A 16,032-nucleotide genomic window follows, 5' to 3' on the forward strand; every position below is an offset into this window, starting at 1 on the left:
CAGTCATTGGCTCCCTCAGTCATGGTCTCTGAATGACTGCGCAGCACCGCAACTTCCCTCTTGAAGTTCCCGGTCCCTGCGTTTCTCCCTCCCTCGACTGAGGCACCTTGCTTCGTCCGCGCAGTCTTCTGGCGGACGAAGCTTTTTTCAATCGCAACCTCTGTTTGCAAACACGCGGTCTACCCGGCGCGATGACGCGCCCTGCTTTTGACAAATCGTCGATGCAATCTTTTCCCGGTGAGAACACCCGGCTGTGAACGCCGGGCCGGCGCGATCTCTGCTACGGTCGCGCCGTCACGATGCCGCACGACGTTCAACAATCAAGAACAAAAACGGGAGGTATCGAGCACATCCAGACATCGCCATCGGCATTCCTGCCTCCCTCCGGGATTTGCCCGCGCGGGACGACGGCGGGATCTGGCGAGACGAGACATCAACCGTCGCCGACCAGCGTCGGCGAATTTTGAATTTTGGCATGCTTATGAAGAGCGAGGGACGATCATGATCAAGGTGAAGATCAACGGCCAGGAACAGAGCTGGGACGGCGACCCGGATCTCCCGCTACTCTGGTTCCTGCGTGACGAAGCCGGGCTCACCGGCACCAAGTTCGGCTGTGGCCAGGCCCTGTGCGGCAGTTGCACCGTCATCGTCGACAAGGAAGCGGTGCGCTCCTGCATCACATCGATCAACGACGTCGCCGGACGCGAGGTCACGACGATCGAGGGACTGCATCCGAACGGCGATCATCCGGTGCAGAAGGCCTGGCGCCAGGTCAATGTGCCCCAATGCGGCTTCTGCCAGGCCGGCCAGATCATGCAGGCCGCCGCGCTTCTGATGGACAATCCGAAGCCTTCGCATGACCAGATCCGCGAGGCGATGTCCGGCAACATCTGCCGCTGCGGCTGCTACCAGCGCATCGAGAACGCGGTCCATCTCGCATCGACGGGGGTGTGACATGAATTTCATCGACAATCCCGGCAAGCTCCATGTCTTCGAAAAAAATGGCTTCGAAAAGAACATCAAGATCGAGAAGGTCTCGCGCCGCAGCATCCTGAAGGGGCTCGGCATCACCGGCGGATTCGTACTGGCGGCACCCGTGATGTCGCGCCAGGCGTTTGCCTATGAGACCGGCGCGGGCAAAATGCCGCATGGCGTCGTGGTCGACCCGCGCGTGTTCGTCGCGGTCGGGCCCGACGGCATCGTCACCATCCTCGCCCACCGTTCCGAGATGGGCACAGGCGTCCGCACCAGCCTGCCGCTGATCGTGGCCGAGGAGATGGAAGCCGATTGGTCCAGGGTCAAGGTGAAGCAGGCCCATGGCGACGAGGTCAAGTTCGGCAACCAGGACACCGACGGCTCGCGCAGCACGCGGCATTATCTGCTTCCGATGCGCCAGATCGGCGCCTCCGCCCGCACCATGCTGGAGCAGGCCGCGGCGAAGCGCTGGGGTGTGCCGGCGACCGAAGTGAAGGCCGTCAATCACGAGGTCGTCCACAGCGCCAGCGGGCGCAAGCTCGGTTTCGGCGAACTCGCCGCGGATGCCGCCAAGGAATCGATGCCCAGCATCGAAGGCCTCAAGCTGAAGGATCCCAAGGATTTCCGCTACCTGGGCAAGGGCCAGGTCGGCATCGTCGATCTCCACGACATCACCACCGGCAAGGCGCTTTACGGCGCCGATGTGCGGTTGCCCGGCATGAAATATGCGGTGATCGCGCGTCCGCCGGTCACAGGCGGCAAGCTGGTTTCCTTCGATCCCGATGCGGCGCTGAAGGTTCCCGGCGTCGAGAAGGTGATGAAGGTTCAGGGCTGGCCGTGGCCCTCGAAGTTCCAGCCGCTCGGCGGCGTCGCGGTGATCGCCCGTAACACCGGCGCTGCGATCAAGGGCCGCGACGCCCTGAAGCTGACCTGGGACGATGGCGCCAACGGCAAATACGACTCGGTCGCCTATCGCAAGGAGCTCGAGGAGGCCTCGCGCAAGCCCGGCCTCGTCGTGCGCGCCGAGGGCGATGCCGACGCCGCGCTCAAGTCCGCCGACAAGGTCGTCGTCGGCGAATATTACCTGCCCCACCTCGCCCATGTCAGCATGGAGCCGCCGGTCGCGGTTGCCGACGTCAAGGGCGACAAGGCGGAGATCTGGGCGCCGGTGCAGAGCCCCGGCGGCACCCGCGAGGACGTCGCCAAGACGCTCGGTATCCCCGAGGGCAATGTCACTGTCAACGTGACGCTGCTCGGCGGCGGTTTCGGCCGCAAGTCGAAATGCGACTTCGCGCTCGAGGCCGCGCTGCTGTCGAAGGAGCTCGGTGCGCCCGTGAAGGTGCAGTGGACGCGCGAGGACGACGTGCACCACGACTTCCTGCACACCGTCTCGGTGGAGCGCATCGAGGCGGGCCTGGACAAAAGCGGCAAGGTGATCGCGTGGCGCCATCGCAGCGTCGCGCCGACCATCGCCTCGACCTTCGCTGCGGGCGCCAAGCACGCGGCGCCCTTCGAGCTTGGCATGGGACTCGTCGACATGCCGTTCGAAATCGCCAACATCTCCTGCGAGAACCCGGAGGCCGCGGCATTCACGCGCATCGGCTGGTTCCGCTCGGTCTCGAACATTCCGCGTGCGTTTGCGGTGCAATCGATGGTCGGCGAGATCGCAGCAGCAACCGGGCGCGACCAGAAGGAGACGCTGCTCGCGCTGATCGGCAGCCCGCGCATCGTCAAGCCCGCGGTGAAGGACATGTGGAACTACGGCGAGCCCCAGGACAGTTACCCGATCGACACCGCGCGCCTGCGCAAGGTGGTCGAACTGGTCGCCGAAAAGGGCGAATGGGGGCGGACGGTCGCCAAGGGCCATGGTCTCGGCATCGCCGTGCACCGCAGCTTCGTCAGCTACATCGCGACCATCGTCGAGGTGGCCGTCGACGAGAAGGGCAAGCTGAGTGTGCCGCGGGTCGACACCGCGATCGACTGCGGCACTTATGTCAACCCCGAGCGCATTGCCTCGCAGATCGAGGGCGCGGCGATCATGGGGCTGAGTCTTGCCAAATACGGCGCGATCACCTTCAAGGACGGCAAGGTGGAGCAAAAGAACTTCGACGACTTCCAGGTCATCAGGATGGACGAATCTCCCGTGGTGACCAACGTCTACATCGTGCCGCCCGGACCCGACACGCCGCCGAGCGGCGTGGGCGAGCCCGGCGTACCGCCGTTCGCACCCGCGCTGATGAACGCAATCTTCGCCGCGACGGGAAAACGCATCCGCAGCCTGCCGCTCGGCAAGCAATTGGAGGCGTGAGCCTAAACAACGGCGCGAGACGGAACACAAACGATCTCGCGCCGTTTCCATCGATCTGACAGGAGCAGATCGATGACAAACATCCCAAAGGCGCTCGCAGTCTCGTTGCTGTCGGGCGCCTTTCTTTCGACGGCCTCCGGCGCATTCGCCCAAGGCAACACCACGCCACCGTCCACCGCGACACGCCCCTCCGCGCCGGACCAGAACTCGCTGCCCAACGCCAACGCCCCGCCCGCCTCGACCACCCAGACCACCGGACAGCACAATCCCGATCCCAAGATTCAGGAGATGAACCAGAAGGAAAAGGACAAGGTGGACCGGCAGGGGAAGTAGTGGACGGGGCGCTTTTCCACGCGGCTGTTTCCGCGTGACGGCCGGGCTGTCCCGGCCATCCACGGTCTTTGCCGCGGCAGGAAGAACGTGGATGCCCGGGACAGGCCCGGGCATGACGAACTCGTGGTACGGGGCGTCGCCTTGCTACTAGCCACCCACACCAAATGCGGCGGACGTTGCCGTCCGCCGCATTCGCCACCCCCCTGCTGCTCCGCTTCTTTCGATCCGCCCGCGGAGCTATTTCTTGAGTGCGAAGACCCAGACGACGCCGCCTTGGGGCACATTGGCTTCGATGCCGATATTGTTGGTCACCAGCGCATCCTGGATGCGCTGCGCGTCCACGCCCCAGCCCGACTGGATTGCGATGTATTGCGTGCCGTCGATCTCGTAGGACACCGGCATGCCCACGATGCCGGAATTGGTCTTCTGCTCCCACAGGAGTTCGCCGGTCTTGGCATGGAAGGCTCGGAAGTTGCGGTCGTTGGTGCCGCCGACGAAGACGAGATCGCCCGCCGTCGCCGTCACCGAACCGAACAACTGCGACTTGGGGAAGTCGTGCTGCCACACCTTTTTGCCGGTGGCGGGATCCCAGGCCTGGAGCTCACCGAAATGATCGGCGCCCGGCTTCGTCTTCAGGCCGATGTCCTCAGGCTTGGTGCCGAGCCAGAGCTCACCCGGTTTGAGCGGGACCTTCTCGCCAGTGAATCCGCCGCAGAAATTCTCGTTGGCAGGCACGTAGACGAGGCCGGTCCTCTGGCTGTAGGCGGCCGACGGCCAATCTTTGCCGCCCCACAGCGACGGACAGAACTCGACGCGCTTGCCGATCACCGGCTTGTGCGCGGGGTCCACGATCGGCTTGCCGGTCTCGTCGATGCCCTTCCAGACGTCGGTATAGACGAATGGCCAACCGGCGACATAGTTGATCTTGGTCGGCGTCCGCTCCAGCACCCAGAAGATCGCGTCGCGCCCCGGATGGACCAGGCTCTTGATGGTGCGACCGTTCCGTTGCAGATCGATCAGCATCGGCGCCTCGACCTCATCCCAGTCCCAGGAATCGTTCTGGTGGTACTGGTGATAGGCCTTGATCTTGCCGGTGTCGGGATCGAGCGCGAGCACCGATGCGGTGTAGAGATTGTCGCCGGGATGGGTCTCGCCGGGCCATGGCGCGGCGTTGCCGACGCCCCAATAGATCGTCTTGGTCTCCTTGTCGTAATTGCCGGTCATCCAGGCCGATCCACCGCCGTTCTTCCAGTCGTCGCCCTGCCAAGTGTCGTGACCGGGCTCGCCTTCGCCGGGGATGGTGTAGGTCCGCCACAGCTCCTTGCCGTCCTTGGCATCATAGGCCACGATATAGCCGCGCACGCCGAACTCGCCGCCGGACCCGCCGACGATGACCTTGCCGTCGACGATCAACGGCATCAGCGTTAAATACTGGCCCTTCCTGTAGTCCTGCACCTTGGTATCCCACACCACTTTGCCGGTCTTGGCATCGAGCGCGACCACGTGATCGTCCGTGGTGGCGAGGTAGAGCTTGTCCTCCCACAGGCCTACGCCCCGGTTGGTCGGATGCAGCTGAAACAGATCGTCAGGGAGCTGCCGCTTGTAGCGCCAGTATTCGTCGCCGGTCTTCGCGTTCAGCGCGATCACCTGACCCATTGGGGTCGTCACGAACATCGCGCCATTGTTGACGATCGGCGGCGCCTGATGGCCTTCGACCACGCCGGTGGCGAAGGTCCAGACCGGCGTGAGGTTCTTCACGTTCGAGGTGTTGATCTGGTCGAGCGGACTGTAGCCCTGTCCGTCATAGGTGCGCCGGTAGAGCATCCAGTTTTTTGGCTCCGGATTCTCCAATCGTTGTGCGGTGACCGGAGAATAATTCTCGATCGGGCCGGACATCGCGGCAGTGGATGCAAGACACGTGAAGGCGACGAAGCCGGACAGTAACCATTGCTTCCTGATCATGGAAGTTTTCATGGACGTTCCCCTTTTTCATCCGTTTGAATTCTTTGTTGTGAATTCTTGTTGTGAATTCTTGTCGTTCGTCCCTCGTCCGCCCCTCGGCGGATGCGGCCTCTCGTGACGCGGGCATATCCCGCACCGTCCGTCATCCTGGCTGCACGCCACCTACCTTTCCGATGAAGTTGCCGGCGACGCTGAGTGAGCCGTCAGCCAGCGCCAGCGGCAGCGCCGCGAGCCGTCGCGGCGCCGGGCCGAACACGACCTGTGCGCCCGCACGAGGATCGTATTCGGAGTTGTGACACATGCACTTGAAGACCTCCTTGTCGCCGACATCGCTCTTGACCCAGGCGGTGACGGGACAGCCGGCATGCGAGCAGATCGCCGAATAGGCGATGATGCCGTCGACGGCACGCGCGCGCGTCTTGTCGTCGAGCTCGGCCGGATCGAGCCGGATGACCAGGATCTCGTTGAGACGAGAGGCGCTGCGCACCACAGATGTCTTGGGATCCTTCGGCCAGGCATGCACCGGCGGTCCGCCTGCCGGCAGATCGGCCGCGGTGATCAGCTTTCCCTCCTTGTCGCCTTCGGAGAAGACGAGCACATCGCCCTTCTGGGGCCGTTCGTCGGAGCCGGGCGGATCCTCGTCCGCGCGCGCATGCGCGGAACAACCGAGGCACGCGGTGGTGGCAAGTGCGCCGAGCAGGACCGTTCGCCGCGTCTGCTCGGCGCACATGTCGGCTTCGGGCTCCCCAGGGTTTTCGGACGATGAGGAATTCGTGGTGAAGGATGCGCGGGACATGTCCACAAGCTGGCGCTGGAACTCTGCCGAAAACAAGGCGAAGAATTGGCGCCGCAGTGCATCAATATGGCTTTGCTCGCGTTGATTGAACAACGACGAACGCGTTCAAGCGCGTTTTCGCAATTTCAACGTCGCGACGCGCGAGCGGCATGATGATTTTGCAGATCAGACCGATGATGTCGGAATTGGTGCAGCGCGCTATTCGTCGCGCAGCGCAAACGCAGCGCGAGGTCCCTGCATGTTCTGCAGGCAGCCGGTCGTCGTCAGGATCTGAGCACGTGGCGTGGCGCGGCGATCGAACCCGCGACGGTGGCCGATGCCATCTCGAAACTGTCGGCGATGCGCCGGGCCTTGTCGATGAACAGTGTGGCCGCCGGCGGCGGGCAAACCTCGCGCGCCGTCTGTTCGAACAGATCGAGCCAGCGGTCGAAATGATCGCCGGCCAGACCGAGCGGCATATGCGCCCGCATCGGCGAGCCATGATAGCGACCGCTCATCAGGACGACCGACGACCAGAAATCCCTGAGCTTGGCGAGATGCTCGTCCCAGTTCTTCACAATCGCGAACACGGGTCCCAGCAGCGCATCCTCGCGCACGCGCCCGTAGAAACGGGTGACGAGTTCGGAGATCATCTCTTCGGTGATCCCGGTACGCTCGATCGCATCCTGGGTCAGCAGGTTCCGCCGTGCGACCGCAACTTCGCGCTCGGCCTTCAGTCGATCCGACATGTCCTTTGTTTTCCGTTCCGTTGGTCCCGCGAGCCGCCCGTTCGACATTGTCGGACCAATTGCGAGCGGCGTCTTTGTCGCAGCGCAAATGCGGGATAAGGCGGCGGGCGCTTGGCGCCCGCCGCTGGCGACTTCATCAGGCGCCGTATGTGTAAAAGCCCTGCCCCGTCTTGCGGCCGAGATGGCCGGCATCGACCATTTCCCTGAGCAAGGGGGCCGGACGGTATTTAGGGTCGTTGAAGCCCTTGTAAAAGACCTCCATCACCGAAAGCATGGTGTCGAGCCCGACGAGATCGGCCAGAGCCAGCGGCCCGATCGGGTGGTTGCAACCGAGCTTCATACCGGCGTCGATCTCCTCCGCGGTCGCGATCCCTTCCTGGAGCGCGAAGATCGCCTCGTTGATCATCGGGCACAGGATGCGGTTGACGGCGAAGCCCGGGCTGTTCTTGGCGGTGATCGCCACCTTGCCGACGCGCTTGGCGAAATCGAGTGCCTTGGCGTGGGTATCGTCGGAAGTCTGCAGGCCGCGGATCAGTTCCAGCAGCGCCATCACCGGCACCGGGTTGAAGAAGTGCATGCCGATGAAACGGTCGGGACGATCGGTCGCCGCAGCGAGCTTCGTGATCGAGATCGACGAGGTGTTGGTCGCGAGCAGCGTGCGCGGCGACAGCGTGGCGCAGAGGTCCTTCAGGATCTTGACCTTGAGCTCCTCGTTCTCGGTTGCGGCCTCGATGACGAGATCGCAATCGGCAAGCCTGGCGCGGTCCGTCGTGCCGGTGATGCGCTTGAGCGCCGCGTCGCGGTCGGCCGCCGACATCTTCTCCTTCTTGACCAAGCGCTCGAGGCTGCCGCCGACGGTCGACAGCCCGCGGTTCACCGCCGCATCGGAAATATCGACCATCACGACCGAGAGCCCGGCCGCCGCGCAGATTTGGGCGATACCATTCCCCATGGTCCCTGCCCCGATGATGCCAACGGTCTGGATCATTGCCTCACATCCTTCATCCTTGCGGGCGAGCCGTCCCGGCCCTGCCCATTGTTCCTGCATCAGGCTCTGGCATCGCCGGCCGGCGCCCGCGACCTGATCCTGCCTCTTCCTTAAAGCATCCACGGCGGGAATAAAGCCGCCGTGGGTCGCGAAATGGCGCGATTTGGCCACCTGGCAGGCGGTCTGCGCCGAATTTGCGCCCGCGCCAGGCCCGGCGCCGCGCCGCGGGAGGACGGCCAAAGTCCCAGCACGCTTCGGGCCTCGATCTCCGCCGATCGGACGACGCGGCAGCCACATACCGTGTGGTGTAGTCGATGCGCAATGGCCAGCGCGAATGCGTCGCGACGCCCTTGTGCCATCGACCACATCGGCTTCGTACCTCACCTGTTAGCGTCGCCCACATGAAGAACCACATCAAGCCATCCATCATCCTCACCGCTCTGCTCGTCGCCACACAAGGCGTGGCGGCCGAAACCAGAGGCGCCGGCTCAACCTTCGTTTCGCCCGTGATGGCGAAATGGACCGACGCGTACAAGGCCGGGACCGGCAACGTCGTCAGCTATCAAGCAGTCGGCTCCGGCATCGGCCTCGGCCTGATCATGAAGGAAGCCGTCGATTTCGGCGCCAGCGACATGCCGCTCGCCCGGAAGGAGTTGGACAGGCTCGGCCCGATGCAATTCCCGATCGTGATCGGAGGCGTCGTGCCGGTGGTCAACATCGAGGGCATCAAGCCTGGCCAGATCCGCTTCACCGGGCAGGTGCTCGCCGACATCTACCTCGGCAAGCTCAAATTCTGGAACGATCCCGCTCTCGGCGCGATCAACCCCGACGTGAGATTGCCGAACACTGCGATCACGGTGGTTCATCGCATCGATGGCTCCGGCACGACGTTCAACTGGTCGAACTACCTCTCGAAGGTCAGCCCGCAATGGAAAGCCAGCATGGGCGAAGGCACCTCCGTCGAGTGGCCGCTCGGCCTCGGCGGCCGGGGCAATGACGGCGTCGCTTCGCTCGTCAGCCTCGTTCCCGGCACGATCGGCTATCTCGAATACACTTACGCGCTGCAACGGCTCGACCGGATTTCCTTCGGGATCGTGCAGAACAGCGCCGGCAATTATGTCGTGCCCGACGCGGCATCATTTCAGGCGGCGGCAACGAATGCGGACTGGAAGGCGGAGAAGGATTTCCACCTCGTGCTTACCAACGCGCCCGGCGAAGATGCCTACCCGATCACGGCGACGACGTTCGTGCTCATGCCGAAGGCTCCGAAATCACCGGAACGATCGGCGGCCGCCATCGACTTCATGCGCTGGCTGCTCGAGAACGGCAGGTCCCAGGCCGAAACGCTCAACTACGTCCCGCTGCCGCCCGCAATAATCGACCAGATCGAGCGCTATTGGCAGCAGAGCATCGACATGACCTCCACGGCTTCGGCATCGGCCACCGTCAAACGCTAAAGCGCCGGCGCTGCTGTGCAATACGATCGCCACCGGCGCAATCCTCGTCGTGCTGATCCTGATCTTCGCCCCGACGGTCACTTTCCGAATGAATCGCGTTTGCAAACTGTTCCTCCCGGGTATTCTGTGGTTATCAGCAAGACTCGCAGGAACCGGTCCGTGAAGCGACTTCGAAGACCCGATATCGACGATCAGGAGGCATTCCGTCCGGCGCCGAAGCGTCAGGCCGCATGAACGACTTCGCACGATCCATTGGCGCGGCGTTCTCCCTGATCGGCGAAGCCGACGCCGAGCTGCTCGGCATCGTCGGATTGTCGGTGCGCGTCAGCCTGACCGCGAGCGTCATTGCGTTACTGATCGGCGCACCGATCGGAGCCTTGCTTGCCATCATGCGTTTCCGCGGGCGTCAGGTCGTCATCGTGCTGACCAATGCGCTGCTCGGCCTTCCGCCGGTCGTGGTCGGGCTCGCGCTCTATCTTCTGCTGTCGCGGTCCGGCCCGCTCGGGGTGGCCGGACTGCTGTTCACGCCGGCCGCCATGGTGATCGCGCAGACGTTGCTCGCCACCCCGATCGTGGTGGCGCTGGTTCACCGGCCCGCGAGCCTGCTGTGGGCGGAATATGGCGACCTCGCACGGATCGACGGGCTGTCGGCCTTCCGCAGCGTGGCGCTGCTGTTCGCGCTCGGGCGCACCTCGCTGCTGACGGCCTTTCTCGCGGCGTTCGGGCGCGCCATCGCCGAGGTCGGCGCCATCATCATCGTCGGCGGCAATATCCGCGGCTTCACGCGGACGATGACGACCGCGATCGCGCTGGAGACCAGCAAGGGCGATCTGCCGCTGGCGCTCGGATTGGGGCTGATCCTGCTCGCGCTCAGCGTGGCGGTGTCGACCGTCGCCTTCGTGCTAGTGGGACGCGTTGGGGAAAAATAGCTGCTCGCCGCCGACCTTGTAGCCGGCGATCGCCTGCTGCCCCTTCGGCGAGACCAGCCAGTCGATGAAGGCCTGCCCGTCCTTCGCCTTCACGTTTGCATGCTTGGCCGGGTCGACCAGCATGACGCCGTACTGGTTGAACAGCCGCTTGTCGCCCTCGGTCAGGACGGCAAGCTCGCCGCGATTCTTGAAGGACAGCCAGGTGCCGCGGTCCGACAAAACATAAGCGTTCAACGACGACGCCATGTTCAGCGCCGGGCCCATGCCCTGGCCGATCTCGCGATACCAGCTGTCCTTGCCGGCGCCGGGATCGACGCCCGCCTCCTTCCACAGCCGGAGCTCGGCCGCGTGCGTGCCGGACTTGTCGCCGCGCGAGATGAACGGCGCCTTCGCGGCCGCGATCTTGCGCAGCGCATCGGTGACGTCCTTGCCGCCCGCGATCTTCGCCGGATCGCTCTTGGGACCGACGATGACGAAGTCGTTGTACATGACGTCGAAGCGCTTCACGCCCTGCCCTTCGGACATGAACTTGTCTTCGGCAACCCGGTCATGGACGAACACCACGTCGGCATCGCCACGCCGCCCGATATCGAGCGCCTGGCCGGTGCCCACCGCAACGACCTTCACGCTGATGCCCTCGTCCTTCGAGAACAAGGGCAGCAGATGGCCGAACAGGCCCGATTGTTCCGTGGAGGTGGTCGAGGCGACCGTGATGGTGCGGTCCTGCGCGAACGCGATGGTGGACCAAAGCAGAGCCGCTCCGATGGCGACTATTCTTTTCATGGCTCGTCCTTGCACCAGATGCGGGGTGCTCCAGACTAGCCCGAGAGAGCGACACGGGGAACCCTACATTCGGTGCAGATATGCACCGTCCGTCAACGACCGGGACAATCCCGCATCACGCGGCGGGCGCCCTGCGGCTCCAGCTCCTTCATCCACTCGATCTTCCAGGCCTGCCAAAGCTTGTCGTCGTCGATGACATACGCAAAGGACGTCGTCGAAAAGCCCTTGTCGTTGCGGACCGAGATCTCGCCGCAGGCCACTTCGATCGTGCGACCGTCCGGATCGGACGCGGGGCTGGTCCAGGAGATGTTGATCTCAGCATTGGGCGGGATGAGGTGAGCCGCGATTTTCGGCGTGAGATCGTCCGCAAGCGCCGGGGCACCGACGAACGCTGCGATGACCGCAGCCAGACAGATCTTGTGGATCACGTTTCCTCTCCTTCGCTTTCGAAGCAGAGCGTCACCATTCCGGCCGGGTTGGACCGTGGTCGCCGTCACATTGGCCGGCCGAGCCGTGGCTTTACGATGATCTTTGCTTCACGATGATCCTTCGGGCTCGCCGTCATGGCTGACGCTTCATCCCTCACCGCCGCACGCTGCAGATGTTCTGCAATTGATCTCCCCTGCATTGACAGGGGTGTAACGGCCGGGGCAGTTTTTCACATTGCTGGCGAATCAGCGATTGCCTCACGCCGAGTACCTCTTGGACAACTCCCAGTGCTTTCGAGACTGATATCGTTGCTGCGCCGCATTCCCGCGGTGAAATGGGCGTTCACCCGGCTTCGGCCCTTGCCGCATGGCGGCAGCATCGACGGTGCGGCGGACGTCGCGGAACAGCCTGTCATCGTCGCCGACGGCGCCGAAGCTTTTCCGGCCCTCGACACCGGCATCCGCACTGATCCACTGCGCAGCGACGCCGCGGTCGCCGAAGACGGCACTGCCCATCCCGTCATCGCGGAAACACCAGCTGATGTCGGCGGCAGCGACGATTCCCTGCAGAGGGCGCCGACGGAATTCCAGCCGGTCATCGTGACTGAGGTTCTAGCTTCGGACGAAGCGGCTGGCGAGACAGTCGGTAGTCCCAAGCCAGTCGATGGTCCTGAACCCGTCAAGGGCGATGATGCGCCTGTGGAGCTTTCGAAGACACTCGAGCCCGTCGCCACAGAAGCGGCCGCGACCATCGACGTCGCCGACGAGCCGGCCAAGGCGGACGAGCCCGTCATCAGCAGCGATCCATCTCCCGAGTTCGCGGGCGACGTTGAGCCTGATGTGGCGGAGCAGACCTCGTCCAATGTCGCGATCGCTTCCGTTGAGGTCGCTCCGGCTGACGCTCCCGCTCTCGTCGTTGCCGACGACCCCTCCACTGTTGCGGCCGTGGATGTCGGGCCCGTTGTAGACGACTCCCAGGTCACGCCTGCCGGTCGCGATGTCTCGGCGGAGCCTGTCGCCGAAGACAGCCCCGACAGCGATCCCACCTCCGGCGCAGCGATGGCCATCGAGCCAGCCGCGGCAGGCGATCCCGCCCCTGTCGTTGCGGAGGACTCTTCCGCCGACGCCGTCGTAGATACTCATGATGAGCCGGCTCCGGCTCTCGCGGCTCCAGTTGAAGGGATTCGCAGTGCGCCGAAACTTCGCGCGAAAGTCGCGGAACCTGCCGATCGCACCGCGCTGATCCGGCAGCGCTGGGCGGAAAGCGGAATCAGGATGTGGAATCCCTGCCTTCACGGTACCGGTGAAGCCACGCTGAACATCCAGGGCAGCGTCGGGCTGCTGCCGCCGGCGCCGGGCGAGACGATGCCGCGCTACGACAAGCTGGAGTTCAAGATACTCGGCGGACAGATCGTCTGCGAGGGCGTCATCGTCGAGGCCCCCGCGCAGGAGAGCCATCGCAACTTCACCCGGCTCGCCGAGCCAGGGAAGCTCGACCGAGTTCGCGAACCGGTGCGGGAACGCCAGGCCGCTCTCGCCTGATCCTTTCCGCGGCAAGCGCCATCGCGCCGTGCTAGGCTGAGGTTTCCCGAACATGGGAGATCGCATGCCTGCAAAGCTATCGCGACTGATCGTGATCGCCGCCTTCTGCGTCTCGCAGCCGGCCCTGGCTGCGGGCAAACGGCCACGTCATGCAGTCGCCGCCGCTCCCGCCACCGATCCAGCCGCACCCTATAAGGCGAATCGGCTCTCCTCCTCGCGCGGCGAGCCGATCCTCGACACGCCGGGCCAGACCACCGTGCTGACGCGCCAGGTCATCGACGACATGAAGGCGACCAGCCTGCGCGACGCCATGCGTTCGACCGCCGGCGTGACGATCGGGCGCTAGGCGATCCGGCTTTCAGCTGCCACGCCGCCATCGCCGAACGGCGCACCGAATCCGTTCGTCAAACCGGGTGAGATCGCGACCTATGCGACCGGCCTGCCTGAGGATTTCAACGAGCAGCTCTCACATCGGCGGTGCGGCAATACGTTGCGCTCTCTCACATGGTTAGCAGAACGTAGCTGCACCTATTGCGGGCGCTTGCAACCAAACTGCGGGCTTCTTCCGCGGCTTATGCTTAACGTGGCCTCGCCGGAGCACCAGACCGGAGCATCTGCGGGCGCACGCAACCTGCGACGAGGGGATCAATCTAACGCCCCCTTTACCCGAGCCGTGCAAGATCGCCCGCGTTTTTGAAGGTATCCAAGGCTCGTATTGCAATGCCTGTCGCCAGATTCAAATCTCATCTCGCCACTGTCGTGGATCTGTTCCGGGTCCCGGTCGACAATCCCGAACTGACCCGCGCGCAGTTCGATGCCTTCTCCAAGCAGATCCCGCTGCTCTACTTCATCCTGATCACCAACACGATCGCGGTCGCCTATACCTATGTTCCGCTGGCGCCCGCCTCGCTCAGCATGATCGTGCCGGGCATATTGATCGCGGTGGCGGGCTATCGGACCTTCTGGTGGCTGCGGCAGCGCCACGTCGTACGCAGCGATGCCGACATCCTCCGCAGTTTGCGTCTCACCAACTGGATCGCCGCGCCGATCGCGGCGGGCTTCACCGCCTGGTCGTTCGCGCTCTATCCCTACGGCGATCCCTTTGCCAAGAGCCAGGTCGCCTTCTACATGGCGGTGACCGTGATCGGCTGCATCTTCTCGCTGATGCATCTTCGTTCGTCCGCGCTGATCGTGACGCTGGTCGTCGACGTGCCCTATGTGGTGTTCTACTTCGCCACGGGCGAGCCGACGCTGGAGGCGATGGCTATCAACAATCTGCTGGTCACCGGCGCGATGGTGACGGTGCTCATCATCTACTACCGGGACTTCGCCGATCTCGTCGCCAGCCGTAAGTCGCTCCTGGCACAGCAGACGGCGACCCAGGCGCTCTCGGACGAGAATTTCCGCCTCGCCAATCTGGATTCCCTTACTGAGCTACCGAACCGCCGCCGTTTCTTCGCCGAGCTATCGAACGCCTTTGGCGACGCCGAGCGCAGAAAGGTTCGCGTCGCGGTCGGTATCATCGACCTCGACGGCTTCAAGCCGATCAACGACAATTACGGCCACAGCGTCGGCGACCGCGTCCTGATCGAGGCGGGCCGCCGCATCCGCGAGGTTTGCGAGGGCTTCGGGCTGCAACGCGTGGAATTCGCCCGTCTCGGCGGCGACGAGTTCGGCCTCGTCGTGTGCGGTGATCCCGACGACGCCGACCTGGCGCGGCTCGGCGAACGCATCGGCGCGCAGGTCAAGCTGCCCTACCAGCTCGACACCGCCCACACCGGCCTGTCCTGCTCGATCGGCTTTGCGTCGTATCCGGAGGCCGCGACGACGTCGGAAGCTCTCTATGAATGCGCCGACTACTCGCTCTATCACGCCAAGCGCCATCAGCGCGGAAGCACCGTGATCTTCTCGGGCGAGCTCGAGGCCGAGATCCGCAGCCGCGGCGTCATCGAAAACCTGCTGCGCACCTCCGATTTCGGCTCCGAGATGGAGCTGGTGTTCCAGCCGATCGTCGATGCCATGAGCGAGCACACTGCGGGTTTCGAAACGCTGGCGCGTTGGCACAGCCCCCGTCTCGGTTGGGTCTCCCCTGCCGACTTCATTCCCGCCGCCGAGCGCATCGGCCTGATCCGTCCCTTGACGCAGGCGCTCCTGACGCGCGCGCTGGCGACGGCCAAGACCTGGCCCGCCGACGTCCGCCTGTCGTTCAACCTGTCCGCTCACGACGTCTGTGCCGCCGAAGGCATCCTGCCGCTGATCTCCATCATCGAGAAGAGCGGTCTGTCGCCGCGCCGGATCGATTTCGAGATCACCGAGACCGCCGTCACGTTCGATTTCGTGCGTGCGGAGCAGTCGATCGCGACGCTGAAAGCGATGGGCTGCGGCATCTCGCTGGACGATTTCGGCACCGGCTATTCCTCGTTGAGCCACGTGCACCGGTTGCCGCTCGACAAGATCAAGGTCGACCGCAGTTTCGTCGCCGACGTCAACGAGAATCCGGTCAGTCACAAGATCTTGCCGCTCGACAAGATCAAGGTCGACCGCAGTTTCGTCGCCGACGTCAACGAGAATCCGGTCAGTCACAAGATCATCAAGTCGCTGACTGGCCTCTGCGACGACATGGAGATCGCCTGCGTCGTCGAGGGCGTGGAGACCCGCGCCCAGCTCGACACCTTGCGCCGGCTCGGCTGCGACTTCATCCAGGGATACTATTTCGCAAAGCCCATGTCGGCCGATGCGATAGGCGACTATCTCGCGAACGAGCGCCACCGCCTCGACAGCGCCAAGGTCGTGGCCTAGCGGA

The 16,032-nt window shown here is 64.1% G+C and carries 14 protein-coding genes; 8 read left to right on the plus strand and 6 right to left on the minus strand.

Annotation, left to right across the window (positions count from 1 at the left end; genetic code table 11):
- The first annotated feature begins 501 nt into the window (after positions 1-501).
- From IVB24_RS30170 to IVB24_RS30180, 3 genes are all read left to right on the plus strand, one after another.
- Positions 502-954 (plus strand): (2Fe-2S)-binding protein, encoded by a 453-nt coding sequence (locus tag IVB24_RS30170; protein ID WP_094891237.1) that lies wholly within the window; start codon positions 502-504, stop codon positions 952-954.
- Position 955: 1 nt separating this feature from the next.
- A complete protein-coding gene (locus IVB24_RS30175) occupies positions 956-3,283 on the plus strand; it encodes a molybdopterin cofactor-binding domain-containing protein (RefSeq protein ID WP_094971834.1) in 2,328 nt (775 codons plus the stop codon).
- Between the two features lie 72 nt (positions 3,284-3,355).
- Positions 3,356-3,616, plus strand: coding sequence for a hypothetical protein (locus IVB24_RS30180; protein ID WP_094971835.1), 261 nt, complete (start codon positions 3,356-3,358; stop codon positions 3,614-3,616).
- Positions 3,617-3,853: 237 nt separating this feature from the next.
- Here the strand turns inward: IVB24_RS30180 and IVB24_RS30185 are convergent, their stop codons facing one another.
- The 4 genes from IVB24_RS30185 to IVB24_RS30200 all read right to left on the minus strand — a co-directional run bounded on the left by IVB24_RS30185 (position 3,854) and on the right by IVB24_RS30200 (position 8,150).
- Positions 3,854-5,578: a methanol/ethanol family PQQ-dependent dehydrogenase gene (locus IVB24_RS30185; RefSeq protein ID WP_247774193.1), complete on the minus strand. Its 1,725-nt coding sequence runs from the start codon at positions 5,576-5,578 to the stop codon at positions 3,854-3,856.
- 142 nt (positions 5,579-5,720) lie between these two features.
- Positions 5,721-6,374, minus strand: coding sequence for a Rieske 2Fe-2S domain-containing protein (locus IVB24_RS30190; protein WP_094971837.1), 654 nt, complete (start codon positions 6,372-6,374; stop codon positions 5,721-5,723).
- 263 nt (positions 6,375-6,637) lie between these two features.
- Entirely contained in the window at positions 6,638-7,102 is a 465-nt protein-coding gene (locus IVB24_RS30195; RefSeq protein WP_247770153.1) for a group III truncated hemoglobin, read from the minus strand.
- Between the two features lie 136 nt (positions 7,103-7,238).
- Entirely contained in the window at positions 7,239-8,150 is a 912-nt protein-coding gene (locus IVB24_RS30200; RefSeq protein ID WP_346771342.1) for a 3-hydroxybutyryl-CoA dehydrogenase, read from the minus strand.
- Positions 8,151-8,491: 341 nt separating this feature from the next.
- Between IVB24_RS30200 and pstS the strand changes: the two genes are divergently transcribed.
- A complete protein-coding gene (gene pstS / locus IVB24_RS30205) occupies positions 8,492-9,547 on the plus strand; it encodes a phosphate ABC transporter substrate-binding protein PstS (protein WP_247770155.1) in 1,056 nt (351 codons plus the stop codon).
- 230 nt (positions 9,548-9,777) lie between these two features.
- A complete protein-coding gene (locus IVB24_RS30210) occupies positions 9,778-10,476 on the plus strand; it encodes an ABC transporter permease (protein WP_094971841.1) in 699 nt (232 codons plus the stop codon).
- On the opposite strand, the gene IVB24_RS30215 is transcribed toward IVB24_RS30210, so the two are convergent.
- Both IVB24_RS30215 and IVB24_RS30220 read right to left on the minus strand, forming a co-directional pair.
- On the minus strand, positions 10,450-11,259 hold the full coding sequence (locus tag IVB24_RS30215; RefSeq protein ID WP_247770156.1) for a substrate-binding domain-containing protein: 810 nt from the start codon (positions 11,257-11,259) through the stop codon (positions 10,450-10,452). The two genes, IVB24_RS30210 and IVB24_RS30215, sit on opposite strands and share 27 nt — an antisense overlap.
- A gap of 92 nt (positions 11,260-11,351) precedes the next feature.
- Positions 11,352-11,687 (minus strand): hypothetical protein, encoded by a 336-nt coding sequence (locus tag IVB24_RS30220; RefSeq protein ID WP_247770157.1) that lies wholly within the window; start codon positions 11,685-11,687, stop codon positions 11,352-11,354.
- A gap of 309 nt (positions 11,688-11,996) precedes the next feature.
- On the opposite strand from IVB24_RS30220, the gene IVB24_RS30225 reads away from it, so the two are divergent.
- From IVB24_RS30225 to IVB24_RS30235, 3 genes are all read left to right on the plus strand, one after another.
- Positions 11,997-13,229: a hypothetical protein gene (locus IVB24_RS30225; protein WP_247774194.1), complete on the plus strand. Its 1,233-nt coding sequence runs from the start codon at positions 11,997-11,999 to the stop codon at positions 13,227-13,229.
- A gap of 64 nt (positions 13,230-13,293) precedes the next feature.
- Positions 13,294-13,575, plus strand: a complete 282-nt coding sequence (locus IVB24_RS30230; protein ID WP_247770158.1) for a TonB-dependent receptor plug domain-containing protein — start codon at positions 13,294-13,296, stop codon at positions 13,573-13,575.
- 374 nt (positions 13,576-13,949) lie between these two features.
- Positions 13,950-16,028 carry an EAL domain-containing protein gene (locus IVB24_RS30235; protein ID WP_247770159.1) on the plus strand — a complete coding sequence of 693 codons (2,079 nt, stop codon included), beginning with the start codon at positions 13,950-13,952 and terminating at the stop codon, positions 16,026-16,028.
- Positions 16,029-16,032 lie beyond the last annotated feature (4 nt).

Source organism: Bradyrhizobium sp. 192, assembly GCF_023100965.1.
Lineage (GTDB): Bacteria > Pseudomonadota > Alphaproteobacteria > Rhizobiales > Xanthobacteraceae > Bradyrhizobium > Bradyrhizobium symbiodeficiens.